Raw genomic sequence first — 25,582 nt, forward strand, 5'->3', positions numbered from 1 at the left:
CGCATCGAAAGCAGTGCGGTCAAACGGTCAAGCCGGCATCGCATCGAAGGCAGTGCGGTCAAACGGTCAAGCCGGCATCGCATCGGGGGCGGTGCGGTCGAGCTGGGGTGCATCAGGGGCAGTGCGGCGAGCGATCGAGCTGGGGAACGGTCGGCCCGGGGGTGTCCCTGGGCGCTGCCCTTCGGTACGTTCGGCCGGACCTGTCGCGTCCCTCCCCGCCTCCGGCCCGGCGGCCTTCGGCCCGGCCGAGCCGAGCGGGCCGTCGGATCAGGCCGGGCGGGCTGCCCCGGCCGGCTCCCGGGAGGTCTCCTCGTCCTCGATGGCGTAGGAGAGGAAGTCGTCCACCATCCGGTGGAACAGGGTGGCGAGCTGCTGCAACTCCCGCGGCGACCAGTCCGCCAGAGCCATCTGCATACCCCGCGTACTCACCTCGCGGATGCGGTGGACCGCCTCCTCGCCCGCCGGGGTGATCTGAATGCGCTGCGCACGGCGGTCGTCGGGGTCCGCAACCCGGGTCACGAGACCGGCCTTCTGCAACTGCTGCACCTGCCGGGTGATGTGGGACGCCTCCACGGCCAGCCGGGCCGCCAGCTCGCCGGGGCGCATGGGCTCGGAGTCGGCGATCTGCCGCAGCAGCGCCGTCGCGGCACGGTCCAGCGCCACTCCGGCCAGCGCCATCAGCCGGTCGTGCTGGCGGATCCCTCTGGCCAGGTAGGTGATGCGGCTCAGGGCGCGCTCGATCTCCTGCATGGCGGTCGAGACGGGAGCGTCTGCGGGCGGCGGTGTGGGCATGGGGCCAGTCTAGCGCCTGATTGCCTGAGTCAAGTAATTTAGTGGACCATTTGCTTGACTCAAGTACTTTACATATGCTTGCCTGACTCAAGTAAGCCGGTGACCGACCCACAGGCCGAGGCCGCCTCCGGCGGAGGCGGCCTCGCCGCGCCGAACCCGTGGGGACGGGGAACGGCGCAGTCCCGGGCCCGGCGGCCGGTTCACTCCACCCGTCCGCCGCCGGGCCCGAGGGCACCGACCCGCGTCGCCGCTCCTGCCCGTCGACCACGGCTGGTGCGCCGTCCGACGACGGCCCCCGATCCGATCGGGTCGCGAACGGCGCGCACCGGTCACGGGTCGTCCGAGCCAGCAGCAAGCAACCGCCGCAGCGTCTTCAGAAAGCGAATCCCTCCATGGCCACCATGAAGTCCGTACAGACCGGCCCCGTCGACGCCATCGACATCGTCGAGGTCGAGCGCCCGGTACCCGGCCCCAAGGACGTCCTCATGCGCATCCGCGCCTGTGGCATCTGTGGAACCGACACCTTCTTCCTGCACATCGGCGGCGCGCCCTTCGGCCCCGACGGCTCCATGGTCTCCATCCCCCTCGGTCACGAGCCCGCGGGTGAGATCGTCGAGGTCGGCGCCGAGGTCGAGGACCTGAAGGTGGGCGACCGTGTGGTGGTCAACCCCCAGGCCGCCCCCTCCGGCATCATCGGCTGCGGCGGCAGGTACGGCGCCCTCGCCGAGTACCTCCTCATCGAGAACGCCGAGATCGGCAAGAGCGTCGCCGTCTTCCCCGGGAGCGTTCCCTTCGACGTCGCGGCCCTCAACGAGCCCATGGCCGTCGCACGCCACTGCGTCAACCGGTCCGGGGCCGAGCCGGCCGACAAGGTCGTGATCTTCGGTGCCGGGCCGATCGGTCTCGGCGCGGCGATCTGGCTGAAGCTGCGGGGCGTCCGGCACGTCACGGTCGCCGACGTCATCCCCGAGCGCCTGGAGACCGCGCTCGCCGTGGGTGCCGACGCCGTCATCAACTCCGCCGAGGAGAACGTGACCGAGCGGCTGACCGAACTGCACGGCCAGGCCGCGAACGCACTCGGGCAGCCCCGTCCCGACACCGACATCTACATCGACGCGGCCGGTGTCGCCGCCGTCATCAACACCACGGTCGAATCGGCGAAGTGGGGCGCCAGGCTGGTCATGGTGGCCGTGCAGAAGAAGTCCGACGCGGTCGATCTCGGCGGGATGCTCCGCAGTGAGCTGACGCTCATCGCCTCGCAGGGCTACCCCACCGAGATCTTCGAGGTCACCCCCGAACTCGTCGAGCACCACGAACGCTTCGCCAGGCTCATCAGCCACCGCGTTCCCTTCGGCGACGCCAAGCACGCGTTCGAGCTCGCGCTGACGCCGGGTGCGGCGGAGAAGGTCGTCGTGACCTTCGACGACGAGCGGTAGTCCCGGGGAGCTTGTCGGGTGGGACGAACTACTTCCGGATCCTTCCGATCGACGCGGGGCCCAGCAGGAGGTTGGGGTCGGTGGCCGTGGTGTAGGCGGCGCTGAGCACGTAGAGCGTGCCGTTCCGCAGCGCGACGGAGGTCGGGTTCTGCAGGCCGTCGGCGGCGGTGAGTACGGTCGACGAGGCGCCGTCGCGGCGTATGCGTACGACCGTGTTGGGGCCGTTGAGCGCGGCCAGGATCTCGTCGCCGCGGCCGGTGAAGGCGAAGTCGTCGATGCCGGTGAGATCCGTCGCCCGGATCCGGACGGGGCCGGGGCCGCCGCCCGGGCCGAACGGGATGCGCAGCACGGTGCCCCGGTCGAGGTTGGTCGCCCACAGCGCGTTGTCGTGGATCTTCAGACCGTTGACGCCGAGGAAGCCGGCCGCGGCGAGTTCGGGGGCGGCGGACCAGGTGGCCGGTTCGCTGCCGGTCGAGCCCTTCGTGGGGACGGTGTAGATCTTCCCCAGTACGGAGTCGGCGACGTAGAGCCTGCCACGGTGTTCGTCCAGCACCAGTCCGTTGGGCAGGCCGTCCGCGGGGAGGGCGGCGATGCGCTGCGGGGTGCCGCCCGGACGCAGTCGCCACAGGCCGGTCAGGTCCGAAGTGCCGGTGGCGTAGAGGAAGTACAGCGTGCCGTCGTGGGCCCGGGCGATGCCGGTGGTCAGGGCGAAGCCGAGGACCGGGGTGTGCACTCCGCCGTCGGCCGGGGCCGGCAGGGTGGCCAGGACGCGGGTCGCGCCCGCCGTGCTGACGGCGGCCACCTGCCGGGCGGCCGCGAAGGTGACGTCGGCCGTACCGTCGGGCTCCAGCGCGATGTTCTCGGGCATCTGCCCCCGTGCCAGGTCGAAGTGCGCGGCGATACGGGGTTTCGCGAGCGACCCGGTGGAGGCCGCCGCGGGGGACGAGGTGAGGGCGGTCACGGCGGCCATTCCGGCGGCAGTGACCGTGTAGGCGAGTGCGGTCAGTTTCCGTGCGGTCAGTTTGTTTCTCATGCTTCTTTCGCTGATTCCTTCGCGATGGTTTTCGGGCGCACGGCGGACGGACCGGCCGCCGCCGTGCTGTGGATGAGGAGGGTCATGGCGGCCCGGGACGGCGAGTCGGGCTCGGTGGTCGCGACGACGACGTACTGTCCCTGTTCGGTGTGCAGCGTCTGCTGGGTGACGTCCATGGCGCCGACCAGCGGATGCCGCATCGCGTAGACCGCGACATCGCTGGTCTTGATCCGGTGGTCGGCCCACATCGCCGCGAACTCGGCGCTGTTGAGGGTCAGTTCACCGACAAGCGCGGCGAGTGCCGGGTCGTCGGGGTACTGCCCCGACGCCAGGCGCAACGTGCCCACGACGGCTCTGGCCTTGGCCGGCCAGTCCGCGTACAGATCGCGGGTGTGGGCGTCGAGGAACACCAGCCGGGCCATGTTGGGACGGTCACCCGGCCGGTTCGGGCCGTCCGGGTCGAGGTGTCCGGCGTACAGCGCGTGCCCGGCGCGGTTCCACGCCAGTACGTCGCTGTACCGGCCCGTCACCACCGCGGGCACCTCCGAGAGCACGCCCAGGAGTTGGGCGACCGCGGGTGAGACCCGTTCCGGCGCCGGGCGGCGCGTCCGGGGCCGGCGCCGGGCGGCGGCCGACAGCTCCCGCAGGTGCCGTCGTTCGGCCTCGCTCAGCCGCAGTGCCCGGGCGATCGCGTCCAGGACGTCCGGGGAGGCCTGGGACTGCCCCTGCTCCAGCCGCGCGTAGTACGACTCGCTCACCCCGGCGAGCCGGGCCAGTTCCTCGCGTCGCAGCCCCGGCACGCGACGGCGTTCGCCGTACGCCACCACACCGAGGTCCTCGGGCCGCAGCTGCGAGCGGCGCGCCCGCAGGAACTCACCCAGCTGTCGTTTTCCGTCCATGCGCCGAGTATTGGGCTCGCCCACGAGGGCCAACCACACCCTGATCGGGATACCCGAGGGCTCAGCGCCCCGTGAAGGTGACCTCGGCCGTGGCGTGCGCGGGGTCCCGGTGGGTGGCGACGGACAGGTCGGCGCGGTCGTCGCGGGGCGTCCCGCGGGCCAGCAGGTGTTCGCCCGCGAAGACGGGGCTGCGCAGCCGGTAGGACAGGGAGAGGACCTGTCGGGAGGGGGCGTCGCGGCGGACCAGTTCCAGCATCAGGAGGGCCAGGAGCGGGCCGTGCACGACGAGCCCGGGATAGCCCTCGACGTCCCGGGTGTACGGCGTGTCGTAGTGGATGCGGTGGGCGTTGGCGGTGAGCGCGCTGAACCGGAACAGCAGGGGCGGGTCGGGGTGCAGGGGAAGGTGCCAGTGGCCGTCCGGCCGGGGAGTCGCCGAGGGGTCGAGCGCCGCCCGGGTGTGGGGGGTCGAGGTGCGGCCGGAACGGTAGACGATGTCCTGTTCCTCGACGAGACAGGTACGGCCGCGCTGGCGGAGTTCGTGGCGCTGGGTCACGAAGAGGAGTTCTCCGCTCCTGCCCCGCTTGGTGGTCACGGCCCCCAGGCTGCTGACACGCTCGGCTCGCTCGCCGAGGCGCAGCGGCTCGTCGACCGTGCACCGCCCTCCGGCGACCATCCGCTGCCGGTCGGGGACCGGCGGGAGGAAGTGCCCGTGCCGGGGGTGGCCGTCGGCTCCGAGGTCTCGCTGGGCCGGCCAGCGCAGGAAGTAGAGCCAGTGCCACAGGGGCGGCAGGGGGTCGCCGGCGGCGACGACGGGTGCGGGCTCGTCCAGGAGGGCCGACAGCGCGGCGACGGGGGCGGCGTGCAGGTCGTCCACGTCGGTCACCGCCTCGGGGGCCCACGACTCCACGGAGGACCAGAGCGGGCCCGAGGTGCGCTGCATCTCTCCATCATGTGCGCTGATGAGCGAAGTTGGACAATAGAAGGTTCTGATGCCTCTATAGCCCGGCGGTATGAGAGCCCGTTCGGCCCTGTCGGCCCGCTCGGCGCAGGCGGTTCCCCCGGCTCACTCGCCTCACTCGCCTCACTCCCCCTCGGTCGCCGCGCCCTGCCCGTGCAGCTTCGCGGCGGGCCGGCTGCCCTCGGGCGACGCCGAGTTCCTCCTCCGGCGTGCGGATCTGCCGGGTGACCACGGGCTCGACCAGGTGCAGCAGTTCCGCCGCCCGCGTGACGCTGCCGGCCTCGGCGACGGTCACGAGCGCCTTGAGCTGCTTCACGTCCACCGCTGCCTCCCGTGCGTCCGTGTCCGCATTCGTATCCGCTATGGGGCCATCAGGGTTTGCTATTTCACCGAGGCCTCCATGAGCGACCATGATGGCATCACGGCCGCGTCGCCGCGGACTCCCGGCCAGCCTCTGGAGGTCGCCCCATGACCGAGCTCTCCGAAGCGCTTCCGCTCTCCGGCATCACCGTCGTCAGCGTCGAGCAGGCCGTGGCGGCGCCCTACGCCACCCGTCAGCTGGCGGATCTCGGCGCCCGGGTGATCAAGGTGGAACGCCCGGGAGGCGGCGACTTCGCCCGTCGCTACGACACCACCGTGCACGGCGAGTCCAGCTACTTCGTATGGCTCAACCGCTCCAAGGAGTCCCTGACCCTGGACCTGAAGTCGGCCCGGGGCCGGGACGTCCTGGAGCGGCTGCTCGCCGGTGCCGACGTCTTCGTGCAGAACCTGGCGCCGGGCGCGGCCACCCGGCTCGGGCTGGACGGCCCGGCGTTGCGGGAGCGGTATCCGTCCTTGATCCCGTGCACCATCTCCGGATACGGGACCAGCGGGCCCTGGGCCGATCGCAAGGCGTACGACCTGCTCGTGCAGTGCCAGACCGGGCTGGTCTCCCTGACGGGGAACGAGCACGGGTCCGCCAGGACCGGGGTGTCGATCGCCGACATCGCGGCCGGGATGTACGCCTACTCGGGCGTCCTCACCGCCCTGTTCACGCGCGCCACCACGGGAGTCGCCCGCGCGGTGGAGGTCTCGCTGTTCGAGGCGCTGGCGGAGTGGATGGGGCAGCCGGCGTACTACACGCGCCACGGCGGCACCCAGCCGCCACGGCTCGGCACCCAGCACGCCACCATCGCCCCGTACGGCGCCTACCCCGCGGCCGACGGCAAGGACGTGCTCTTCTCGATCCAGAACGAGCGCGAATGGGCCGCGCTGTGCGAGCGGTTCCTCAGGCGTCCGGACCTCGTCGACGACCCGCGTTTCGTCACCGGCTCGGACCGTGTGTCCCACCGTGAGGAGCTGAACGCGATCGTGGCCGCGCGGTTCCGCGCGCTGGACAGTCAGGAGGCGATGAAGCTGCTGGACGCGGCGGGGATCGCCAACTCCGGTGTGAACACGGTCGAGGAGTTCCTCACCCACCCCGTACTCGAGGAGCGCCACCGCTGGCAGGGCGTCCGACTGCCCGGGGGCGCGGGGCCCGTGCCCGCGCTGCTGCCGCCCGTCGACCTGGCCGGGGTCACTCCCCGTATGGACGCCGTTCCCGCCGTCGGCGAGCACACCGACACGATCCTGGCCGCGTTGGGACACAGCGCGGCCGACATCGCCGCCCTCCGGGCCGACGGCGTCGTCTGAATCCCCGGCCCTGCGCTTCTCCCCTTTCCTCTTCCGCGCCCGTCCCCCAAGGAGCCGCACAGCATGAGCACTCTCGACGTCCTGTCGGAGGACGAGCGGCTCGTCGTCGCCACCGTGCGCGAGTTCGTCGACAAGGACGTCAAGCCGGTCGTCCGGGAACTCGAACACGCCAACACCTATCCCGAAGCCCTGATCGAGCGGATGAAGAAGCTCGGGATCTTCGGGCTCGCCGTCCCCGAGGAGTACGGCGGCACCCCTGTCTCCACCTCCTGTTATGTGCTCGTCACGGAGGAACTCGCCCGCGGCTGGATGAGCCTGGCGGGCGCGATGGGCGGCCACACCGTGGTGGCCAAGCTGCTGCTGCGCTTCGGCACCGAGGAGCAGAAGCGCCGCTGGCTGCCTCGGCTGGCCACCGGCGAGGTCCGGGCGACGATGGCGCTGACCGAACCCGGCGGCGGGTCCGACCTCCAGGCGATACGCACACTCGCCCGCAGGACCGCGGACGGCTATGTGGTCAACGGCTCGAAGACATGGATCACCAACTCGCGGCGGTCCGGGCTGATCGCCCTGCTGTGCAAGACCGATCCGGACGCCACCCCCGCCCACCGGGGCATCTCCGTCCTCCTGGTCGAGCACGGTCCCGGTCTCACCGTCTCCCGCGATCTTCCGAAGCTCGGCTACAAGGGCGTGGAGAGCTGCGAGTTGACCTTCGAGGACCACCGCGCGCCGGCCGACGCCGTCCTGGGCGGAGTCGAGGGCCGGGGGTTCGCCCAGATGATGAAGGGGCTGGAGACCGGGCGGCTCCAGGTCGCCGCCCGCGCCCTCGGCGTCGGCCGGGCGGCCCTGGAGGACTCGCTCGCGTACGCACAGGAACGGGAGTCCTTCGGCAAGCCCATCTGGCAGCACCAGTCGATCGGCAACTACCTCGCGGACATGGCCACGTCCCTCTCCGCCGCGCGCCACCTCACCCTGCATGCCGCACGCGAGGCCGACGCCGGCCGGCGCGTGGACATGGAGGCGGGCATGGCCAAGCTGTTCGCCTCCGAGACCGCCATGCAGATCGCCCTCAACGCCGTGCGCATCCATGGGGGTTACGGCTACTCGACCGAGTTCGACGTGGAGCGCTACTTCCGGGACGCCCCGCTGATGATCGTCGGCGAGGGCACCAACGAGATCCAGCGGAACGTGATCGTGCGCCAGCTCGTCGAGCGGGGTCGGCTGGACGCGTGAGCCCGTCCCGCCCCGCCCCCTCCCGATCCTGACCCGGCTCGGGTCGCAGTCGACGAACGTCGTCGGGCCCCTACTCGATGCCGTCGAGGAGGGCGAGCACGCGCCGGGTGAGCAGGGTGGCGGCGTGCTCGTCGTACGACGGCAGGCTGTTGTCGGCGAACAGGTGCTGCTTGCCGGGGTAGAGGAACAACTCGGCGGCGTCGGGGGCCGATTCGACGAGGGCGCGGGCCGCGTCGAGGTCGCCCTCGTCGACGAAGTACTCGTCCGCCTCCATGCCGTGGATCTGGACCGGGACCTGCCGCGGCCAGTCGCCGCCGAACTCCGAGGCCGGGACGCAGGAGTGGAACAGCAGCGCGCCCTTCGCACCGGTCCGGGTCTGGGCGAGGTACTGCGCCGGCAGGACGCCCAGCGAGAAACCGGCGTACACCAGCTCGGCGGGCAGCTCGGCCGCGGCGGCCCTGCCGCGCTCGACAAGGGTGCCGAACCCGATGGCCTGGGCGTGCGCGACGCCCTCCTCCAGGTTCTCGAAGACCAGCCCTTCGTACAGATCCGGCACGTGGACGGCGTGTCCGGCTCCCCTGAGCGATTCGGCGAACGCGTGCACGCCGGACGTCAGTCCGTGCGCGTGGTGGAACAGCAGTACTTCAGCCATGTCGGCCCCCTCCTTCGGCGCGCAGCCCGGGTGACTCCGCGGGACCGAGTATGGACCGGGGCACTGACATCGCCCGGCGGTCGCCGGGCGCCCGGAGTCAGGCGTTCCGTATTCCGTCCATCGGATGCGCGGCACGACGGCGGAGTGCTTCTTTGCCGAAGTGCGCGCCCCCTGAGCGCGCTTGTCCCTGTTGATCCACAACGGGTCAGGTGAGCACCATGCTGCTGACCGGCAGCTGACGGGGGGAAGGGCGGTCGTGATGTCAGCTGCTGTGATCTGTGGGATCGGCACGTGCCTGCCGGAGCGTGTCGTCAGCAATGACGACCTGGCGGCCCGGCGAGCGCAGCCTGCTCACCGCCTTCGGCGGGGGCCTGACCTGGGGTTCCATCGCCCTGTCATGGCCGGCCGCGGTGCCGGTCCACCGGCACCTGCCGGTCCCCGCCGAGCGCCGGCCGGCCATGGTCCCGGCTCCGGCGCCGGTGCTCTGTCGGAACGGACCGCAGCCGTGACACCCGTATGCCCCCCGCGCAGGCTCCGCCAGCCGTTCCCCGGCACGGCGCCCAGCGCCTGAAGGTCCCGCCTACTTCACCCCGCCCGCATCCAGCAGCACCGTCACCGTCGTCGTGGTCAGCCCTGCCAGCGTCTCGATCCCGGCACCGGCACGGGCGCTCGCGCCGTCGAACACCAGCATCAACTGACGGGCGAGAAGCTCGGGATCACGCGCACCACCCTGCTCGGCCTGCGCACGGAACACCTCTTTCATGCGCCCCTTCGCACCGCCCGCGACCACCGACGCCGGGTGCTCGGGGTCCTTGAGTTCGACGAGCGCGGCGAGGAACGGGCAGCCGCGGTACTCGGGCCGCGCCGAGGCCGCCTCCGCCCGCTCGAAGATGCCCAGGATGCGCTCGCGCGGCGTCCCGGCAGCCTCCGGATCCGGCGCGAGCTGCTTCTCGTACAGCGGAATCCGCCGTTCCAGGCTCGCCGCGAGGACGTCGTCCTTGCTGTCGAAGAGCTGGTACATCGACCGCTTCGAGACGCCGGCCGACCGGCACAGCGCCTCGATGCCGACGGATACGCCCTCGCGGTAGACGAGGTCGGCCGCCGCGTCCAGCAACCGGTCCCTTGTGGATGCCTTGTCTGTAGTGGCCATAAAGGCAGGTTACCGCGCGGGACGAGACAAGGAAACCGATCGGTCTCCCCAGGCCGCGTGGGCGCAATCACACGTGACACGGCGACTGAACAAGCGCTTGGATAGTGACGTTCGGACCGTGTGTCCCACCCCGCCGTGCCGCGCTGGAGGCCCCGTTGCTGTTCACATCCGTCGACGATGTCTCCACGCGTCTCGCCGAGACCGGCTATCTGGCCTCGCCCGCGGTCGCGACCACGGTCTTCCTGGCCGACCGCCTGGGCAAGCCGCTCCTGGTGGAGGGCCCCGCCGGGGTCGGCAAGACCGAACTCGCCAAGGCCGTCGCCCAGGTGGCCGGGGCGCGACTGGTCCGGCTTCAGTGCTACGAGGGCGTCGACGAGTCCCGGGCGCTGTACGAGTGGAACCACGCCAAGCAGCTGCTGCGCATCAGCGCGGGCCGCGACGAGACGTGGGACGAGGCGCGCACGGACATCTTCAGCGAGGAGTTCCTGCTGGCGCGCCCCCTGTTGACCGCCATCCGCGGCGACGATCCCAAGGTGCTGCTGATCGACGAGACCGACAAGGCCGACGTCGAGGTGGAGGGGCTGTTGCTGGAAGTGCTCAGCGACTTCCAGGTCACCGTCCCGGAGCTCGGCACGATCAGCGCGACCAGCCGGCCCTTCGTGGTCCTCACCTCGAACGCGAGCCGCGAGCTGTCGGAGGCGCTGCGCCGCCGTTGCCTCTTCCTCCACATCGGCTTCCCGGAGGAGGAGCTGGAGCGTCGCATCGTACGGCTGAAGGTGCCGGGTCTGGACGCGGCGCTGACGGAGTCGGTGGTGCGGGTGGTCGGCGCACTGCGCGAGATGGACCTGCGGAAGGTTCCCTCGGTCGCCGAGACGATCGACTGGGCGCGCACCCTGCTCGCGCTGGGCGCCGACACCCTCGACGGGACCGTCGTACGTGACAGTCTCGGCGTGCTCCTCAAGCACCAGGACGACATCCTCAAGGCGGCCGCCAAGCTCGACCTGGACGCCATGTGAACGCGCCGACGGGCGTCGCCGAGCGGCTGACGGGACTGGTCGGCGCGTTGCGCGCGCACGGCGTGCGGATCGGTACCGGCGAGACGGTGGACGCCGCGCAGGCGGTGGCGGCGCTCGGCCTGACCGACCGGGAACTGCTGCGTGAGGGCCTCGCCGCCACCCTGTTGCACAGCACCGGGCAGCGCCGGGTGTTCGACCCCGTCTTCGACCTGTACTTCCCGCGTCTCGTCGGGGCGCCGACCTCCGAGGGGCGGGAGAGCGACGCTCCCGCCGCCGACCGGGAGGAGCTGCGCGAGCGGCTCGCGGCGGCGTTCGCCGCGGGCGACCGGGAGCTGCTGGAGCGGCTCGCGATCGAGGCGGTGGACGGCTTCGGTGGCTACGGTTCCTCGCCGGGGTCGGACGGCTGGTCGTCGCACCAGACGCTCGACCGGCTCCGCCCGCAGACGCTGATGGCGCGCGTCCGTGACAGCGTCCGGGCACGGCAGGAGGGAGCGGCGGGGTTCGCCGACCGGCTGCTGGAGGACGAGATCCGGCGGCGTATCGAGGTGTTCCGCGCGCTGGTCGCCACGGAGGCGCGGCGCCGGGTCGCCGAGCGGCGCGGCCGGGACGAGTTGGCGCGGCGGGCGGTGGCCCCGACCGCCGACCGGGTCGACTTCCTGTTCGCGGGGCGGGACCGGCTCGCCGAGCTGCGCAGAACGGTGCAGCCGCTGGCGCGCAAGCTGGCCACCCGGCTCGCCGCACGCCGCCGCCGGGCCGCGCGCGGCACCATCGACCTGCGGCGGACCCTGCGCGGTTCCCTGTCCACCGGCGGGGTGCCCATGAAGCCGGTGCTGCGCAGGCGCCGCCCCGTCCGGCCCGAACTGGTGCTGCTGTGCGATGTGTCGGGCTCGGTGGCGGGCTTCTCGGACTTCACGATGCTGTTGGTGCAGGCGCTGCACGACCAGTTCAGCAAGGTGCGGGTGTTCGCCTTCGTCAACCGGATCGACGAGGTGACCGGCCTGCTCGTGCACGGCAGGGCCGATCCGGAGGGGCTGGGTGCCCGCATCCGCTCCGAGGCGACGCTGACGGGCTGGCACGGCAGCAGCGACTACGGCGTCGCGTTCGGCGAGTTCGCCGAACGGTACGTCGACGCGGTGGGACCGCGCACGACCGTGTTCGTCCTCGGCGACGCCCGGACGAACATGGGCGACCCGAATCTGCCGGCCGTCCGGCGGTTCTCCGAACGGGCCCGCCGTGTCTACTGGTTGAACCCCGAGCCGCTCTCCCAGTGGGGTACGGGCGACTCGGCGGCGCCCGAGTACGCCGAGCTCGTCGAGATGCACGAGTGCCGCAACGTAGGGCAGCTCAGCGGGCTGATCGGCCGACTGCTGCCGGTCTGACCGCCGGGGGGCGGAACGGGACCGGCCTCCCTGCCCCTGTGCCTCCGCGCCTCCGTTACGCGACCAGCTGCGGGTACATCACGCCCAGATCCTCGGACAGCTGGGCCTTGACCTGCCGGGTGAGGTCGTCCGCCAGCACCTCGAAGGCACCGGACTCGATGCCGTCGAGGGCCTGGGCCGCGACGCTCTCGGGCGAGGACTTCGGCGCGTCCACCTTCGCGGCCATGTCGGTGTCGACGTAACCGACATGCAGTCCCGTGACGTCGATGCCGCGCGGCTTCAGGTCGAGGCGCAGGGAGTTGGTCTGCGACCAGAAGGCCGCCTTGGAGGCGCTGTAGGAGCCCAGGAGCCCTACCCACGACAGCACCGAGTGGACGTTGAGGAGGTGGCCGCCGCCGTTGCGCTCGATGATCGGCACGAAGGCGCGCGTGACGAGGAGGGGGCCGAAGAAGTTCGTCTCGAACTCGCGGCGGACGTCCTCGACGGGCGAGTCCAGGAAGTTCGCGTTCACGGACGCGCCCGCGTTGTTGATCAGGACGGTGACGTCCTGCGCGCGCTCGGCGGCCGCGGCGACGGACGCGGGGTCGCTCACTTCCAGCGCCAGCGGCACCGCGTCGGGGTGCGTGACGGTCCGCGGGTCGCGTGCGGTGGCGTACACCTTCGACGCGCCGCGCTCGTAGAGGGCCTGCACGAGCGCGCGGCCGATGCCGCGGCTGCCGCCGGTGACCAGGACGACCGAACCTTCGATGGATGTCATGAGAACTCCCGGAGCCATGAGGAAACCGATCGGTTTCCGTTCACCGGAAGAGTAAACCGATCGGTTTCCAAGGGCAAGGCGCGGACACGAAAACGGCTCGCCCCGATGGACGGGGCGAGCCGTTGACCGTGTACGGGTCAGGACGTGACGCCCGCCGTCTCCACGACAGCCTCGTCCGCCCCGGCGTCGTCGGTGGCGGCTGCCTTCTTCTCGACCGTGTACTCCTGGGCCGCGCCCCTGGTCAGACCGACCAGCGCCACGGCCACGATCAGCACGAACGCGACCCCTGCGATCGCGAAGCTCAGCGTGAACTGGCTCTCGGCGGGCAGCGCGGGCACACCGGCCGGCAGATGCTGGATGGTCTTGGACGCCAGCAGCGAGGTGATCACGGCGCTGGCGATCGCGCTGCCGACGGAACGGGAGATGGAGTTGAGGCCGTTGGCGATGCCGGTCTGGTGGTGCGGCACGCTCGCCACGATGAGCGCGGGCATGGCCGCGTAGCCGAAGCTGATCGCGACACCGATCAGCAGGCCCGCCAGGATGACCGACGCGGAGGTGTCGTGCGCCAGGGTGAGCCACGCGAAGCCGGCGACTCCGAACACCGCGCCCACGGCGAGGGTGAACCGCGCCCCGATCCGCCCGACGAGGATCCCGCCGAACTGTGCGGCGAGCAGCGAGATCAGCGTGGTCGGCAGCAGGTACTCGACCGAGGCGCGCAGCACCGAGGCGCCGAATCCGTACCCGGTGAGTTCCTTCGGCATCTGCGCCAGGTACGCGACGCCGATGAACTGGGAGAACATCGCGAAGCCGAGGAAGAGGCCGGCGAGGTTCGTGAAGAGCACCGGGCGGTGGGCGAACATCCTCATGTCCACCATCGGCTCGCGGACCTTGCGCTCGACCAGGACCCAGACGCCCGCCATGACGACCGCGGCGACGAACAGGCCGATGGTGCGGGCGGAGGACCAGCCCCACTCGTGTCCCTGCGAGATCGGCAGCAGGAGCAGGACGAGCAGCGCGGCGAGCGTTCCCGCGCCGAGCCAGTCGGTACGGCCGCCGGTCGTCGAGCGTGCGGAGGGCACGCGCAGGACGACACCGACCAGGGCGAGGGCCGCGAGCCCCACGGCGAGCCAGAACACCCGGTGATAGTCGGGGTCCGAGCCCCGCGTGAGCAGGCCTGCCGCGACCAGGGCGAGTCCGCTGCCGACCGCGAGCGTGCCGCTCACCAGCGCCATCGCGCCATGCAGCTTCGCCGGGGGTATCTCCTCGCGCAGGACCGAGAGGGCGAGCGGGAAGATCGCGGTGGCCGCACCCTGGAGCACTCGGCCGACGATCAGCCACAGCAGCGAGGTGGTGGTCGCCGCCAGCACCGAACCGGCGATCATCAGCAGCAGAACCCCGATCAGCGTGGGCTTCTTGCCGTGCATGTCGCCGAACCGGCCGAGCAGCGGGGTGAAGACCGCGGCGGACAGCAGGGTCGCGGTGGTGACCCAGCTGACGTTGGCGGTGGTGGTACCGAGGTCGCTCTGGATGATGCTCAGGATCGGTACGACGAGGGTCTGCATCATCGAGACGATCATGGCCGCGAGGCCGAGGACCAGGACGAGTGAGAGGTCGCCGGTGGGGCGCCCGGGCGCCACGCGATCTGTGGGTGTCACGATGTTCTTCCGTTTGGTCAGGACGTCAAGCAATCACGGAGAGTGATGCCGCGAAGCTTGAAGACCGCAAAGCTGTAGAGCCTATAAGTTTGAGGTCCTCAAGTAACTTGATAGAGGTAAGCATCGAAGGTTGAGGTAGTCAAGTTTCGGGTTACGCTGGATCCATGTCCGCGACATCTGGAACGAACCGCTCCACCGAGGCGTCCGACAGCGGACCCCTCACCGTCTCCAACGTCCAGCTTCTCGACACCCTGTGGGCATCGATGGTCAGCCTCTACGCGGATCTCACCAGTGCCGCCGCCGCGCACGGCCTCACCTACAGCCAGGCCAAGGCGCTCAACGTCCTGCGCCAGGGCCCGGCTCCGATGCGGGCCCTGGCGGGCACACTGCGCTGCGACGCCTCGAACATGACCGGGATCATCGACCGGCTGGAGGCCCGCGGCCTCGTCTACCGCGAGCCCAGCCCCACCGACCGGCGGGTCAAGAACGTCGTCCTCTCGGAGGACGGGGCGGCCGCCGTGTCGAGCATCCGGGACGGTATGCACGGCACCCACCAGGCCCTCGACTCACTCAGCGACGCCGAGCGGTCCACCCTCGAAGGCCTGCTCTCGCGCCTGTTCGTCGGCGAGGACGACCGCGCTTCCTGACCCCCGAACGGGACGCCCTGACCGAGCAGTTCCTCCGCGTGCCCAGTTCCTCCCAGGGAGGGACCCAGGGATTTCCCGGAAGAGCCGGGGGCGCCTCCGTCCTGACCTCACTGGTGATCGGCCGGGGTCGTGTACGAACCCCCGGGCAGACACAGGGGGGTGGCCGCGGTGGGCAGTGCCGATGTGATCGCCGATGTGTCCGACATCCTGGCGCACGTCCTGACCACGGCGGTACGCGAATCCGACGCCCACGCCCGGGTGCGGCTCGTCGAACGCGTCGGGCAGCAGCGCGGCGGCGGCCATGGAGCGCTCGGCCTCGAACTCTTCCTGTACGAGGGGGCCGCGGCGCCCGAGAGATACACCGCCCGGACGGTGTCGTCGAGGGTGAGGATCCTGCGGAGCAGGGTGGTCCGTCCCAGGCCCGGTTCCCCTACGACGAACAGCGCGGCGCTGCGGGAATCAGACGCGTGGCCCCGCGTCGCCGGTGCCGCTCCCCCCAGGCATTCACCCTTCCGCTTCGGTCGAGCGAGGGCGGCGCCCCCTCTCGGCCGCGGCGCGGATTGTACGTGTCGCGCGTCCCCGGACCAGGAAATTTCTGGCCTGTTTTTTACCATCCGATTGGTGTGACAAGGGCCGCCCGGCCCGCGACCTCTGCGTCTTCATCCGACTGATCAACCGAACAGTACGCCGTAACCAATCGTGTCCGAATTTGAAACGACGAGTTCACGGGCTCGCAAGTTTCTCCTGTGTCCATAGCGGAGAACCCGCAGATCACAGGGGTTGAAAAGGTTTCCTCCCTTTCTGCGAGACGGGCCAAGAGGTGCGCGTGATGGACGAACTGCGTGTGCTGTCGATCTATGAAGGATTCTTCTCGGGCGGGGCCCGGATCGTGCACAGTGATGTGGTGCTGGGGCTCCATGAGGGTGGCCAGCGGCATGCGGTGCTGAGCGTGAATGGCGAAATGTATCGGGAGGAGACCCGGCAGCGGATGGAGGACGACGTCTGCTACCGGTCACTGACCGCGGCGGGCGTGCCGGTCACCTCGCTGGGCCGCACCCCCGCGGCACCCGGCGGCCCCGAGACCTTCACCGGGCCGGAGCTGGCCGCCACCACGCGGGCGGTGGCCGCCGCGGACGTCATCCTGTCCCTCAAGGAGCAGCCGCTCGGCCTGCTCAACCAGGCAGGCCTGCCCCGGCGGCCCGTCGTGGTCTGTCTGCACCGCTCCGACCCCGAGAACCAGGGGGCGGCCCTGGACGAACTGCGGACGGCGGTCGCCGACGGCCGGATCGCCGCCGGGATCTGCTGTGCCGAGTCGACGCGCGCCGCGTACGCCGCGGCCGGGATCCCGGCCGGACTGCTCCACGTCATCCCGAACGGCGTGGATCTGCTGCGATTCCGCCCCGACCCGTTCAGACGCGCGCTGCTGCGGACGTCCCTGGGCATCCCGGAGCGTGCGCCCGTGATCGTCTTCGCGGCGCGCTACGCCACGATGAAGAACGTTCCGCTGTTCCTCCGGGCGGCCCGCGCCTGGCTGCGCCGACAGCCCGACGGCCACGTCCTGATGTGCGGCGCGGGCATGACGCGGGACAACGGCTGGCTGCGTGAGGACATCGCCACCGCCTTCGGCGAGGACGCCCCGCTCGCCGAACGCCTCTCCCTGCTCGGCGTACGGCACGACATGGAGACCGTCTACGCGGCCGCCGACGTGGTGTCGCTGACCTCCTCCAGCGGCGAGGCGGCACCGCTGTGCCTGATCGAGGGCATGATGTGCGGGGCCGTACCGGTCGCCACCGATGTCGGTGACAGCGCCTCGATCGTGACCGGGCACGGCTTCCTCACCCCGCCCGACCCCGAGGCGATCGCCCTGGCCTGGTCCGAGGCGGTGGCGCGGGGCGCCGAGTTCGCACCGGCCCTGGCCCTCAGCCGCGAACGCTTCAGCCGCACCCGGATGATCGCCGCGTACGCCGCGCTCATCGAACAGGTGCGCAGCAGGTCGGGCCGGGTGCCTCTCCCGGAACCCTTCTGAGAGAGCCCGCCGGGAAGGGGCGCCCCCGGGGCGCCCTGGGGGCTGCGCACGCCGCACGGGGTCAGGCCTCCTTCTCGCCCAGTTTCTCGACGTACTCCTGCGCCTTGTCCACACCGGTCTCGATCTTGTCGGTGTACTTGCCGTCCGTCTTGTCGTCGACGATGTCGCCGGCCTTCTCCAGACCGTCGGAGATCGTGTCGCCGTGGGCCTCGGCAAGTTCCTCGGCCTTGTCCTTGAGGTTCTTCAGGTTGTCGAACACGCGTGACTCCTTCTCCGGCGGCACCGCCTGATCAGGGTCACGATCCCACCCGGCCCTCGGCGGCCGACAGGCCCAGGGCGCGGCGCCCTTGGGCAAAGGGAGCGAACGGCGCGGACCGACCCGGCCCGCCGGAGCCCGACGCGCGCCCGCGCGCCGGTGCCCGGCTGCGCGCCGCCTCGTTGCACAACACCCCGTTCATGGCAGGTTCTGGACAAGAATTGGGCAAGCCCCGGGACTCCCGCCCGTCCCTCGTGGTCCTGTCTGCCCCAAGGCTGTGTCAACGCCGTTAGGGAGGACCACGTGTCAGGAACCACCCGCAAGAGACGATGGCTCACGATCTGTGCCGTCACCGCGTCGGCCGCGCTCGTCGCGCTGCCCGCCGGCGCCGCGCCCGGCCCGGACGGGGGCCACCCCTTCGGGGCCCGCACGCTCGCCCGACTCGCCGCAGGCCGCACGCAGTCGACGGGCGGCATCACCCCGAAGGTGACGGCGCAGGACTCCGACGGCGGCAACGAGTCCGGCGAGATAGCCGAGGGGGCCGACCAGTACGCCGAGGCCCGCACCTCACCGGGCGTCGTCGCGCCGGGAGCCTACGGCGCCGCCTGGAGCACTCTGAACAACTTGCCTTCCACCGGTGGGAGTTGGCGGAACGTCACCGATCTGCCGTACAACTCCGACGACCCGCGCTACCGCGACTTCGACTCCAACTCCAGCGGCGGTTCGGGCAACGTCACCGGCCGCCTCGCGGCGATGGCCGCCGACGACGACGGGTACGTCTACGCGGGCAGCGCGGGCGGCGGCGCCTGGCGCTCCCGGTCCGGCGGCGGACACTGGGAGCCCATCAGCGACCGGCTGTCCTCGCAGTCCACCGGCGCGCTGGCCCTGGACGGGTCCGGGCGGCTGTGGCTGGGCACCGGTGAGGCGAACACCAACGCGGACGCCTACCTCGGCAGCGGGGTGTACGTGCTGACCGACGCACACCACGGCACGTTCTCCGCGCGCAGCCGGGTCGGCGGCGACGAGCTGGAGAGCACCACCATCCACCAGCTGCGCTTCGGCGGCGGGAAGGTGTGGGCGGCGACCAGCGAGGGCGTGTGGAGCCACTCCACCAAGACACTCGTCGGCGCCTGGAAGCTGGAGTTCGCCCCCAACCCCGACTACCTCCCCGGTGGTTCACTGGCGAGCGACCCCTCCGCCCCGTACAAGAACCTCGCGGGTGACATCGCGATCGACCCGAAAGACCCCTCCAAGGTGGTCCTCGCGGTCGGCTGGCGCAGCGGTGACGACTACAACGGCTTCTACACCAAGGTGCGGGGCACCTGGACGCGGATCACCAGTGGTCTGGGCGATCTGCCGTCCGACGCGGACAACGTCGGCAACGTCACCTTCGCCCGGTCCGCCGACGGCTCGCGGTACTACGCCATCGACCAGTCGCCGGAACAGCTGAACACCAACCCGGACAGCGGCCTCGAAGGTATCTACGTCGCCAAGTCAGGCTCTCCCTTCGGTCCGTGGACGAAGATCGCCGACTACAAGCAGCTCGCCGCCGACGGCTCGGCCCTCACCTCCAGCGGCTACATGCCCGGCGTACAGGCCTGGTACAACCAGTTCCTGACCGTCGACCCGGCCGACGCGCAGCACGTGTACGCGGGTCTGGAGGAGGTCTACGAGACCAAGGACGGCGGCGGCACCTGGTCCACCGTCGGCCCGTACTGGAACTTCGGCTTCCCCTGCTGGAGCATCGACCCCGCCGAGCAGACCGGCGACTGCAACGCGACGACCCACTCCGACCAGCACGGGGTCGCCATCGGCCGCTTCCACGGCAGGAGTTACGTGTACGTCGGCAACGACGGCGGAGCCTACCGGCGGCCGCTCGACGGCGCCCAGGACTCCTCCGGCCACGCCACCGACTGGACGTCCCTGAACGACGGCACGATCGACACGCTCCAGTACTACTCGGTGGGTATCGGCAAGGACCTCGCCCACGGCGGCGTCTCGGTCACCGGTGGCCTCCAGGACAACGGCCAGTCCATCCTGCGCAGCGACGACAAGGTGATGGGCTCCGACTTCGGCGGTGACGGCGGCGACACGCTCACCGACCCGGCCAACGGCTGCGACATCGCGGAGGAGTACGTCTACCTCGCCGTCCAGATCACGCAGAACTGCGCCGCCAACGACGGTTCCTGGGTCAGCGACGCGAGCAAGGTCACCTCGTACAACGTCGCACCGGCCGACAACGCCACCAGCGAGGCCCGCTTCATCGCCCCGCTCGCCGCCGACATGAAGAACAGCTCGACCTGGATCGCGGGCGGCCGGCACGTGTGGGTGCAGACCCACGGCTACGCCATCCGCAGCGGCTCCGAGTGGACCAGCCTGTACGACCTCGGCGCGGGCCGCACCGCGACCGCCGTCGCCGCGTCGGGCGGCAAGGTGTACGCGGCCTGGTGCGGCCCCTGCAACAACCAGGGCTTCGCGCGCGGCATCTCCGTCGGCAACGAGGACGGCACGGGCTGGCACGACGTGACCCTGCCGGTGGACGCGACCGTGCCCAACCGCTACCTCAGCGGCTTCGCCGTCGACCCGAAGAACGCCGACCATGTGTACCTGGAGGTCAACGGTTTCTCCCGGCACTGGACCGAGGGCCCCGGCGCGGGCGTGGGCCATGTCTTCGAGTCGAAGGACGGCGGCACCACCTGGACCGACATCTCCGCGGATCTCCCCGACGTGCCGACCAACTCCGCGGTCGTCACGGCCGACGGGGGCCTCGCCGTCGCCACCGACCTCGGCGTGGTCTACCGCGCCCCGGGCCGTACGGCATGGCAGCGCGTCGGCCGGCTCCCGGCGGTCGCCGTGCTCCAGCTGAAGCTGAGCCCGGACGGCGGCACTCTGTACGCGGCCACCCACGGCCGCGGCATCTACACGATCAAGGTGCGCGACTGCGGCTGACCCGCACGCACGAAGGAGGGGTGAACCCGCCGCACACGGCGGGTTCACCCCTCCTTCGCGTACGGGACCACACTCACCCGGAGCGTGAACGCGGTGCGCGCCGCGCCCGCCACGTCCGGAGCCTTCGCCGTCACCGTGATCCCGGCCGCCCCGCCCCGTACGCTCGCGCACCGCAAGTCGGCACGGCCGGTCCCGTCGGCGTCGACACGCCATCCGGAGACCAGCACCACTGCGGGCGCCGCACTCCGGACGGCCGTCCATCGCCGGTCGTCGACACGCGGCCGCAGGGTGAGCGCGACCACCGCCCCGGCCCGCACGCACAACCGCCGTTCGACCGCGTCCCCCGGCCTGACGGTGACCTCCACCCGCCCGGCGAAGCAACTGGCCACCGGGGCGGCGGATCCGGGGCCGGACGCGGACGGTGCCCCTCGCCCCGGCTCCGCCGTCCCACTCGTAGACGCACTCGCGGAGGCGGTCGTGGAGGCGCTCGCAGAGGCACTCGTGGGTCCGGACGACGGTCCCCGTCCTGCGCCTCCCGGTCCACCGCACGCCGCGAGCAACACCACTCCGACGACCACCGACCAACCGGCCCACCACCGCATCGCGCGCCTCCGCCCGTCCGGCCCGTTCCCCGACGAGCACCAGCATGCCCGCCTCCCGGGAACCGTGCGGCACGAGCGCCGACGTCGACGGGCCGAAAGCCCCGCCCAGGGCGGCGGTCCCGAGTCGCCGGCCTTCCGTCAGGGGTGTCCGACCAGCGTGGTGACGACGTGGTCGACGGCGTCGGCGTACAGGTCCGGGCGCAGGACGCCCAGGACGGCCGCCGCCGCGGCCGCCGTCAGGAACCAGGGCTCCCAGCGGCCGCTCGACGGGCCCCTCATCGGACGCGCTCCGCGATCCTGGTGGCCCGGCCGAGCAGCCACTCCAGCGGGCCGCGCGCGAAGTGGCGGGACCAGAGGGTCGCGAACACGGTCACGGCCACGAGGAAGCCGAGCAGCACGTGCAGCGGGAAACCCGGCAGTTCCTCTATGCCCAGGGCGCGGATGGCGACGATGTGGAAGACGTACGCGGTCAGGGACATCGTGCCCACCGCGATGACCGGAGCGGCCAGTCGGCGAAAGCGCGGGAGAGTGTCGGTGGCGGCTAGGCAGGCGGCCAGAACCGCGATGGCCACGCCGGTGTTGGCCACGACCGAGAGGGTCGTCTCGCTGTGCGGCGAGGCCGCCAGCAGCCAGGCCGGGGTGGTGCCGGTCGGGTAGCCCGCGGCGTCGGACCACCAGGCCGACATGACCGAACCTCCCTCGCCCCCGCCGGAGGCGCGGAGCGCGGAGGCGGCGCCGGGGACGAGACGCAGGGCCAGGAAGGAGCCGCCGTAGCCGAGGACGGCCAGCGAGACACCGGTGATCGCGAGGCGTGCGCGGACGACGGTGGAGGCCAGGTCCAGCCGGGCCACGGCCATGCCGGCGACGACGAACGGGATCCAGGCCAGGGCCGGGTAACCGCCGGTGAAGAGCAACGAGACGATGCCGTCCGCGTCGGCGGGCCAGGCCCAGATCCCGCCCGGGCGGCCGCCGTCGCCGCCACCGGGGTTGAGGGCCTGCTGCACCACGTAGAGGACCTGAGGCAGGATCAGCGCACCGCTCACGGCGATGACCGCCAGCGGTCGGGCGCCGAGCCGGTACAGCGGCAGGACCAGCAGGAAGTACACGCCGTAGAAGGCGAGGATCACCTCGACCGGGGTGCCGGTCAGGGTGAGCGCGGTGCCCAGGACCAGCAGGATGAGGGCTCGGATCACCACCTTGGCGACCGCCTGGCGGCCCGCGCGGCCGGTCTTGGGGGTACGGCGGCCGGTGATCAGCACGATCGAGAAGCCGGCCAGGAAGGCGAAGAGCGCGGAGGCCCGGCCGTGAGCCAGTTCCATGAAGAAGCCGGTCGCTCCGCCCTCGGAGGGATCGGGGCCGACGTGGGCCGCGTACATCCCGAAGACCGCGAGCCCCCGGGCGAGGTCCACTCCGATCAGGCGCCCCACCGAGGGCCGGATGCCGGGGAGTTGCGTGGATGCGGGCGCCTCCGGTCGGGGCGGTGCCAGGAGCGCCGTGTCGTGCGCGTTCTGCGTCATGGGTCACAGGCTTCTGAGCATCACCGCTCGCGCAGTATCCGGCAGGCGTCCGGTCCACACCCCCCGGACGACTGGAACCGACCCGCCGGGTGGCCGGGCCGTTCCGCCGGAGCGCCGCACCGGGCTTTTCCCGTTCTACGGTCACAGTGACGACAATCGACATCGAGAACATCGATGGCATCGAGGACGAGGCGGAACGTACGTGATCCGGGTAGTGGTGGTGGACGACGAGGCCCTGGTGCGGTCCGGCTTCGAGCTCATCCTCGGCGCGGCCGACGACATCGAGGTCGTCGCGACCACGACGGGCGCGGAGGCCGTGGAGGCGGTACGGCGGGAGGGACCGGACGTCGTACTGCTGGACATCCGGATGCCGGACGTCGACGGTCTGACCGTGCTGCGGCACCTGCGGGCTCTGCCGGACGCGCCCGTGGTGGCGATGCTGACGACGTTCGACGCCGACGAGTACATCCTCACCGCGCTGCGCTCGGGGGCGGCCGGTTTTCTGCTCAAGGACACCGAGCCGGACCAACTCGCGCAACTGGTGCGGACCTTGTGCGCGGGCGGTGTCGTGATGTCACCGAAGGCGTCCCGTGCCGTGTGGCAGAGCCACCCGGGCGCGACCGCCGCGGACGACGAGGAGGCCGCCCGCGTCGGACGGCTCACCGATCGGGAGCGCGAAGTGCTGGTGCTCATCGCGGAGGGGCTGTCCAACGCCGACATCGGCAGCCGCGTCCACCTCAGCGCCGGCACCGTCAAGGACCATGTCAGTGCGATCCTGACCAAGCTGCGCGTGAACAGCCGGGTGCGGGCCGCGCTGCTCGCCCAGCGGGCGGGCCTGCTGGACGGGCGGAACGAGTCGGAGGACCCGCGATGAACGGAGGCAGGCCGTGGTGGACGCGGATCCCGGATCCGGGCGTCGATGCCCTGGTCGTCGCCGTGGCCGCCGTGGACGTCCTGATCAACCTCGAAGACTCGAGCCGCCTCGCGACGGCGGCGACAGCCGTCGCCTGTGCCGCGCTCACCCTGCGTCGCCGTTTTCCGCTCACGGTGTTCCTGCTGACGCTGCCGGCCAGCCTGATGGTGGACATCGTCTTCGCCCCGTTCGCCGCGCTGTTCACCCTCGCAGAGCGCTCCCGCGACCGTCGGCTGCTGGTCGCGGCCGCCTTTCTGTTCGCCGGCGCCTCCGCCGTGCCCTGGCCCCTGGGCAACGTCGGCTCACACGAACGCGCCTGGACGCTGATCTACTTCTTCTACACCCTGGCCACGGCCGCCGCCCCCGTGCTGCTCGGCCAACTCGTCCAGGCCCGGCGGGACCTGGCCGACCGGCTCGCGGAGATCGAGAAGGCCCGCGAACACGAGCGGCTGCTGCACTCCCAGGCCGTCCTGGCCCGGGAACGTGCCCAGCTCGCCCGCGAGATGCACGACGTCGTCTCCCACCAGGTGAGCCTGATCGCCGTACAGGCGGGTGCCCTTCAGGTCGCCACCAAGGATCCGCACTTCAAGGAGGGCGCCCGCACCATCCGTTCGCTCAGCGTCGACACGCTCGACGAACTGCGCCACATGGTCGCGTTGTTGCGGGCCTCCGGGGGCCGCGTCGGCGAACTCACCCCGCAGCCCACACTCGCCGACCTGCACAAGCTCGTGTCGACCAGCGGCATCGAGACGACCCTGACGGGTGAACTCCCCTCCGCCATCGCCACCCCCGCGCAACGCGCCCTCTACCGCACCGTGCAGGAGTCCCTGACCAACGTACGCAAACACGCGCCCGGCGCCGCCGCCACCGTCCGCCTGTGGCACTCCGACGACCGCTTCGGCGTCACGGTGACCAACAACGCCCCCACCCGCCCCTCCCTGCCCCTGCCCGGCTCACAGCAGGGCCTCGTCGGTCTCCGGGAGCGCGCCGAACTCCTGGGCGGGGCGTTCGAGTCCGGCCCCACCCTCGACGGCGGCTACCGCGTGACGCTCCGCATCCCGACGGACACGGACTGAGCCGCGACGCCGTGGCCCGTACACCTCGGGCAAAGGCTCACTCCCGTACCGCACGCCGGCTTTGGGCATGCGGTACGGGCGTGGTGTGCGACGCTCGTTCCCCCCGGGGCGACGTCAGCCCTGGCGGGCCTTGAAACGCGGGTTCTTCTTGTTGACGACGAAGACCACGCCCCGTCGACGGACCACCTGAGCCCCCGGCTTGGACTTCATCGAACGCAAGGACTTGCGCACCTTCATGGATCTGTCCTCCTCGTGCTGTGAACTGTCGAACCCGCCGTCAGTGCCGCGGCGACGCCGTACGGCCGTAACGCCGCTCGAAGCGCTCCACGCGGCCTGCGGTGTCCAGGACCCGCGAGGTCCCGGTGTAGAACGGATGGCTCGCCGACGAGATCTCGACGTCGATCAGCGGATAGGTGACCCCGTCCTCCCACTCGATCGTCTTCGACGAGTGCGCGGTCGAACGGGTCACGAACGCCATGTCCGCGGCCCGGTCACGGAAGACGACGGGGCGGGATTCGGGGTGGATGCGGGGCTTCATGAGGTTGCCTCCCTTGGTGACGGTCGACGGTTCCGGTTCCGGTTCTGCTTCTGGTCCCGGTCCCGGTCCCGGTTCCGTGACGGTCGACGGTCTGGTGACGGTCGACCGTCCTGTGACGCTCCGCCCGGTGTCGCCGGGCTCGGCTCAGCGCTCCTCGCGGAACGGGACGTGCTCACCGACCACCGGGTCGTACTTACGCAGGACGAGCCGGTCGGGGTCGTTCCCGCGGTTCTTCCGCGTCACGTAGGTGACGCCGGTCCCGGCTGTCGACCTCAGCGTGACGACGGGTCGCGCGCTGTTGCGTGCCATGAGGTCCTCCTTCCGCCCACATCCGCGATCTTGACTCGCGCATGTCAGCTACGTGGGGTTTAACAGCGGACCTGGTCGGCGCATTCCCGGGCGGCAGGGAGGCTGAGAGGCTGGGGGCGAA

27 protein-coding genes are annotated in these 25,582 nt (G+C 71.2%); 11 read left to right on the forward strand and 16 right to left on the reverse strand.

The window, feature by feature from the left end:
• Positions 1 to 267 precede the first annotated feature (267 nt).
• On the reverse strand, positions 268 to 792 hold the full coding sequence (locus ACZ69M_RS09055) for a MarR family winged helix-turn-helix transcriptional regulator (RefSeq protein WP_470048036.1): 525 nt from the start codon (positions 790 to 792) through the stop codon (positions 268 to 270).
• A gap of 392 nt (positions 793 to 1,184) precedes the next feature.
• Here ACZ69M_RS09055 and ACZ69M_RS09060 point away from each other — a divergent pair, with 392 nt between their 5' ends.
• Positions 1,185 to 2,228 (forward strand): zinc-dependent alcohol dehydrogenase, encoded by a 1,044-nt coding sequence (locus ACZ69M_RS09060; RefSeq protein ID WP_470048038.1) that lies wholly within the window; start codon positions 1,185 to 1,187, stop codon positions 2,226 to 2,228.
• 28 nt (positions 2,229 to 2,256) lie between these two features.
• Here ACZ69M_RS09060 and ACZ69M_RS09065 read toward each other — a convergent pair whose 3' ends face one another.
• From ACZ69M_RS09065 to ACZ69M_RS09080, 4 genes are all read right to left on the reverse strand, one after another.
• Positions 2,257 to 3,261 carry a hypothetical protein gene (locus tag ACZ69M_RS09065; RefSeq protein WP_470048040.1) on the reverse strand — a complete coding sequence of 335 codons (1,005 nt, stop codon included), beginning with the start codon at positions 3,259 to 3,261 and terminating at the stop codon, positions 2,257 to 2,259.
• The gene (locus ACZ69M_RS09070) at positions 3,258 to 4,160 is read right to left on the reverse strand and encodes a helix-turn-helix domain-containing protein (protein ID WP_470048042.1); all 903 of its coding nucleotides are present in this window, start codon (positions 4,158 to 4,160) and stop codon (positions 3,258 to 3,260) included. Before ACZ69M_RS09070 ends, ACZ69M_RS09065 begins: the two co-directional genes overlap by 4 nt.
• A gap of 61 nt (positions 4,161 to 4,221) precedes the next feature.
• Positions 4,222 to 5,100, reverse strand: a complete 879-nt coding sequence (locus ACZ69M_RS09075) for an HTD2 family dehydratase (RefSeq protein ID WP_470048044.1) — start codon at positions 5,098 to 5,100, stop codon at positions 4,222 to 4,224.
• A gap of 55 nt (positions 5,101 to 5,155) precedes the next feature.
• Positions 5,156 to 5,530 carry a helix-turn-helix domain-containing protein gene (locus tag ACZ69M_RS09080; RefSeq protein WP_470048046.1) on the reverse strand — a complete coding sequence of 125 codons (375 nt, stop codon included), beginning with the start codon at positions 5,528 to 5,530 and terminating at the stop codon, positions 5,156 to 5,158.
• Between the two features lie 56 nt (positions 5,531 to 5,586).
• On the opposite strand from ACZ69M_RS09080, the gene ACZ69M_RS09085 reads away from it, so the two are divergent.
• Both ACZ69M_RS09085 and ACZ69M_RS09090 read left to right on the forward strand, forming a co-directional pair.
• On the forward strand, positions 5,587 to 6,789 hold the full coding sequence (locus tag ACZ69M_RS09085; protein WP_470048048.1) for a CaiB/BaiF CoA transferase family protein: 1,203 nt from the start codon (positions 5,587 to 5,589) through the stop codon (positions 6,787 to 6,789).
• Between the two features lie 63 nt (positions 6,790 to 6,852).
• Positions 6,853 to 8,019 (forward strand): acyl-CoA dehydrogenase family protein, encoded by a 1,167-nt coding sequence (locus ACZ69M_RS09090; protein WP_470048050.1) that lies wholly within the window; start codon positions 6,853 to 6,855, stop codon positions 8,017 to 8,019.
• 70 nt (positions 8,020 to 8,089) lie between these two features.
• Here ACZ69M_RS09090 and ACZ69M_RS09095 read toward each other — a convergent pair whose 3' ends face one another.
• The gene (locus ACZ69M_RS09095; protein ID WP_470048051.1) at positions 8,090 to 8,671 is read right to left on the reverse strand and encodes a dienelactone hydrolase family protein; all 582 of its coding nucleotides are present in this window, start codon (positions 8,669 to 8,671) and stop codon (positions 8,090 to 8,092) included.
• A 317-nt stretch (positions 8,672 to 8,988) separates the two neighbouring features.
• On the opposite strand from ACZ69M_RS09095, the gene ACZ69M_RS09100 reads away from it, so the two are divergent.
• The gene (locus tag ACZ69M_RS09100; protein ID WP_470048407.1) at positions 8,989 to 9,180 is read left to right on the forward strand and encodes a hypothetical protein; all 192 of its coding nucleotides are present in this window, start codon (positions 8,989 to 8,991) and stop codon (positions 9,178 to 9,180) included.
• 71 nt (positions 9,181 to 9,251) lie between these two features.
• Here the strand turns inward: ACZ69M_RS09100 and ACZ69M_RS09105 are convergent, their stop codons facing one another.
• Positions 9,252 to 9,821 carry a TetR/AcrR family transcriptional regulator gene (locus ACZ69M_RS09105; RefSeq protein ID WP_470048052.1) on the reverse strand — a complete coding sequence of 190 codons (570 nt, stop codon included), beginning with the start codon at positions 9,819 to 9,821 and terminating at the stop codon, positions 9,252 to 9,254.
• A 158-nt stretch (positions 9,822 to 9,979) separates the two neighbouring features.
• Here ACZ69M_RS09105 and ACZ69M_RS09110 point away from each other — a divergent pair, with 158 nt between their 5' ends.
• Positions 9,980 to 10,837, forward strand: a complete 858-nt coding sequence (locus ACZ69M_RS09110) for an AAA family ATPase (RefSeq protein ID WP_470048385.1) — start codon at positions 9,980 to 9,982, stop codon at positions 10,835 to 10,837.
• On the forward strand, positions 10,834 to 12,216 hold the full coding sequence (locus tag ACZ69M_RS09115; RefSeq protein WP_470048054.1) for a vWA domain-containing protein: 1,383 nt from the start codon (positions 10,834 to 10,836) through the stop codon (positions 12,214 to 12,216). Before ACZ69M_RS09110 ends, ACZ69M_RS09115 begins: the two co-directional genes overlap by 4 nt.
• A gap of 55 nt (positions 12,217 to 12,271) precedes the next feature.
• Here ACZ69M_RS09115 and ACZ69M_RS09120 read toward each other — a convergent pair whose 3' ends face one another.
• Together ACZ69M_RS09120 and ACZ69M_RS09125 are read right to left on the reverse strand one after the other, a co-directional pair.
• Entirely contained in the window at positions 12,272 to 12,973 is a 702-nt protein-coding gene (locus tag ACZ69M_RS09120) for an SDR family oxidoreductase (RefSeq protein ID WP_470048055.1), read from the reverse strand.
• A gap of 137 nt (positions 12,974 to 13,110) precedes the next feature.
• Complete coding sequence (locus ACZ69M_RS09125; protein ID WP_470048056.1) at positions 13,111 to 14,628, reverse strand: MFS transporter; 1,518 nt, start codon at positions 14,626 to 14,628, stop codon at positions 13,111 to 13,113.
• 164 nt (positions 14,629 to 14,792) lie between these two features.
• Here ACZ69M_RS09125 and ACZ69M_RS09130 point away from each other — a divergent pair, with 164 nt between their 5' ends.
• Both ACZ69M_RS09130 and ACZ69M_RS09135 read left to right on the forward strand, forming a co-directional pair.
• Positions 14,793 to 15,275, forward strand: coding sequence for a MarR family winged helix-turn-helix transcriptional regulator (locus tag ACZ69M_RS09130; RefSeq protein ID WP_470048058.1), 483 nt, complete (start codon positions 14,793 to 14,795; stop codon positions 15,273 to 15,275).
• Between the two features lie 844 nt (positions 15,276 to 16,119).
• Entirely contained in the window at positions 16,120 to 17,301 is a 1,182-nt protein-coding gene (locus ACZ69M_RS09135) for a glycosyltransferase (protein ID WP_470048387.1), read from the forward strand.
• Between the two features lie 61 nt (positions 17,302 to 17,362).
• Here ACZ69M_RS09135 and ACZ69M_RS09140 read toward each other — a convergent pair whose 3' ends face one another.
• Positions 17,363 to 17,560 (reverse strand): antitoxin, encoded by a 198-nt coding sequence (locus ACZ69M_RS09140; RefSeq protein ID WP_095851535.1) that lies wholly within the window; start codon positions 17,558 to 17,560, stop codon positions 17,363 to 17,365.
• Between the two features lie 300 nt (positions 17,561 to 17,860).
• Between ACZ69M_RS09140 and ACZ69M_RS09145 the strand changes: the two genes are divergently transcribed.
• On the forward strand, positions 17,861 to 20,506 hold the full coding sequence (locus ACZ69M_RS09145) for a beta propeller repeat protein (RefSeq protein WP_470048060.1): 2,646 nt from the start codon (positions 17,861 to 17,863) through the stop codon (positions 20,504 to 20,506).
• Positions 20,507 to 20,550: 44 nt separating this feature from the next.
• Here the strand turns inward: ACZ69M_RS09145 and ACZ69M_RS09150 are convergent, their stop codons facing one another.
• The 3 genes from ACZ69M_RS09150 to ACZ69M_RS09160 form a co-directional block, all read right to left on the reverse strand.
• On the reverse strand, positions 20,551 to 20,895 hold the full coding sequence (locus tag ACZ69M_RS09150) for an acetyl-CoA synthetase (protein ID WP_470048062.1): 345 nt from the start codon (positions 20,893 to 20,895) through the stop codon (positions 20,551 to 20,553).
• Positions 20,896 to 21,246: 351 nt separating this feature from the next.
• A complete protein-coding gene (locus ACZ69M_RS09155; RefSeq protein WP_164404939.1) occupies positions 21,247 to 21,387 on the reverse strand; it encodes a hypothetical protein in 141 nt (46 codons plus the stop codon).
• Entirely contained in the window at positions 21,384 to 22,625 is a 1,242-nt protein-coding gene (locus ACZ69M_RS09160; RefSeq protein ID WP_470048065.1) for a DUF418 domain-containing protein, read from the reverse strand. The genes ACZ69M_RS09155 and ACZ69M_RS09160 overlap by 4 nt, the downstream gene beginning before the upstream one ends.
• A 202-nt stretch (positions 22,626 to 22,827) precedes the next feature.
• Here ACZ69M_RS09160 and ACZ69M_RS09165 point away from each other — a divergent pair, with 202 nt between their 5' ends.
• Both ACZ69M_RS09165 and ACZ69M_RS09170 read left to right on the forward strand, forming a co-directional pair.
• Positions 22,828 to 23,499 (forward strand): response regulator, encoded by a 672-nt coding sequence (locus tag ACZ69M_RS09165; RefSeq protein WP_470048067.1) that lies wholly within the window; start codon positions 22,828 to 22,830, stop codon positions 23,497 to 23,499.
• Complete coding sequence (locus ACZ69M_RS09170; RefSeq protein ID WP_470048069.1) at positions 23,496 to 24,614, forward strand: sensor histidine kinase; 1,119 nt, start codon at positions 23,496 to 23,498, stop codon at positions 24,612 to 24,614. Before ACZ69M_RS09165 ends, ACZ69M_RS09170 begins: the two co-directional genes overlap by 4 nt.
• A gap of 114 nt (positions 24,615 to 24,728) precedes the next feature.
• On the opposite strand, the gene ykgO is transcribed toward ACZ69M_RS09170, so the two are convergent.
• From ykgO to rpmG, 3 genes are all read right to left on the reverse strand, one after another.
• On the reverse strand, positions 24,729 to 24,851 hold the full coding sequence (gene ykgO / locus ACZ69M_RS09175; RefSeq protein ID WP_054230145.1) for a type B 50S ribosomal protein L36: 123 nt from the start codon (positions 24,849 to 24,851) through the stop codon (positions 24,729 to 24,731).
• A gap of 40 nt (positions 24,852 to 24,891) precedes the next feature.
• A complete protein-coding gene (locus ACZ69M_RS09180; protein ID WP_470048071.1) occupies positions 24,892 to 25,152 on the reverse strand; it encodes a type B 50S ribosomal protein L31 in 261 nt (86 codons plus the stop codon).
• A 144-nt stretch (positions 25,153 to 25,296) separates the two neighbouring features.
• Positions 25,297 to 25,461 carry a 50S ribosomal protein L33 gene (rpmG, locus tag ACZ69M_RS09185; protein WP_054230143.1) on the reverse strand — a complete coding sequence of 55 codons (165 nt, stop codon included), beginning with the start codon at positions 25,459 to 25,461 and terminating at the stop codon, positions 25,297 to 25,299.
• Positions 25,462 to 25,582 lie beyond the last annotated feature (121 nt).

Source organism: Streptomyces sp. NPDC107454 (assembly GCF_055582885.1).

Coding starts and splice junctions, on each gene's coding strand:
- ACZ69M_RS09055 (WP_470048036.1), bottom strand. CDS start 792: ATGCCCACACCGCCGCCCGCAGACGCTCCCGTCTCGACCGCCATGCAG.
- ACZ69M_RS09060 (WP_470048038.1), top strand. CDS start 1,185: ATGGCCACCATGAAGTCCGTACAGACCGGCCCCGTCGACGCCATCGAC.
- ACZ69M_RS09065 (WP_470048040.1), bottom strand. CDS start 3,261: ATGAGAAACAAACTGACCGCACGGAAACTGACCGCACTCGCCTACACG.
- ACZ69M_RS09070 (WP_470048042.1), bottom strand. CDS start 4,160: ATGGACGGAAAACGACAGCTGGGTGAGTTCCTGCGGGCGCGCCGCTCG.
- ACZ69M_RS09075 (WP_470048044.1), bottom strand. CDS start 5,100: ATGCAGCGCACCTCGGGCCCGCTCTGGTCCTCCGTGGAGTCGTGGGCC.
- ACZ69M_RS09080 (WP_470048046.1), bottom strand. CDS start 5,530: ATGGTCGCTCATGGAGGCCTCGGTGAAATAGCAAACCCTGATGGCCCC.
- ACZ69M_RS09085 (WP_470048048.1), top strand. CDS start 5,587: ATGACCGAGCTCTCCGAAGCGCTTCCGCTCTCCGGCATCACCGTCGTC.
- ACZ69M_RS09090 (WP_470048050.1), top strand. CDS start 6,853: ATGAGCACTCTCGACGTCCTGTCGGAGGACGAGCGGCTCGTCGTCGCC.
- ACZ69M_RS09095 (WP_470048051.1), bottom strand. CDS start 8,671: ATGGCTGAAGTACTGCTGTTCCACCACGCGCACGGACTGACGTCCGGC.
- ACZ69M_RS09100 (WP_470048407.1), top strand. CDS start 8,989: ATGACGACCTGGCGGCCCGGCGAGCGCAGCCTGCTCACCGCCTTCGGC.
- ACZ69M_RS09105 (WP_470048052.1), bottom strand. CDS start 9,821: ATGGCCACTACAGACAAGGCATCCACAAGGGACCGGTTGCTGGACGCG.
- ACZ69M_RS09120 (WP_470048055.1), bottom strand. CDS start 12,973: ATGACATCCATCGAAGGTTCGGTCGTCCTGGTCACCGGCGGCAGCCGC.
- ACZ69M_RS09130 (WP_470048058.1), top strand. CDS start 14,793: ATGTCCGCGACATCTGGAACGAACCGCTCCACCGAGGCGTCCGACAGC.
- ACZ69M_RS09155 (WP_164404939.1), bottom strand. CDS start 21,387: ATGAGGGGCCCGTCGAGCGGCCGCTGGGAGCCCTGGTTCCTGACGGCG.
- ACZ69M_RS09160 (WP_470048065.1), bottom strand. CDS start 22,625: ATGACGCAGAACGCGCACGACACGGCGCTCCTGGCACCGCCCCGACCG.
- ACZ69M_RS09170 (WP_470048069.1), top strand. CDS start 23,496: ATGAACGGAGGCAGGCCGTGGTGGACGCGGATCCCGGATCCGGGCGTC.
- ykgO (WP_054230145.1), bottom strand. CDS start 24,851: ATGAAGGTGCGCAAGTCCTTGCGTTCGATGAAGTCCAAGCCGGGGGCT.
- ACZ69M_RS09180 (WP_470048071.1), bottom strand. CDS start 25,152: ATGAAGCCCCGCATCCACCCCGAATCCCGCCCCGTCGTCTTCCGTGAC.
- rpmG (WP_054230143.1), bottom strand. CDS start 25,461: ATGGCACGCAACAGCGCGCGACCCGTCGTCACGCTGAGGTCGACAGCC.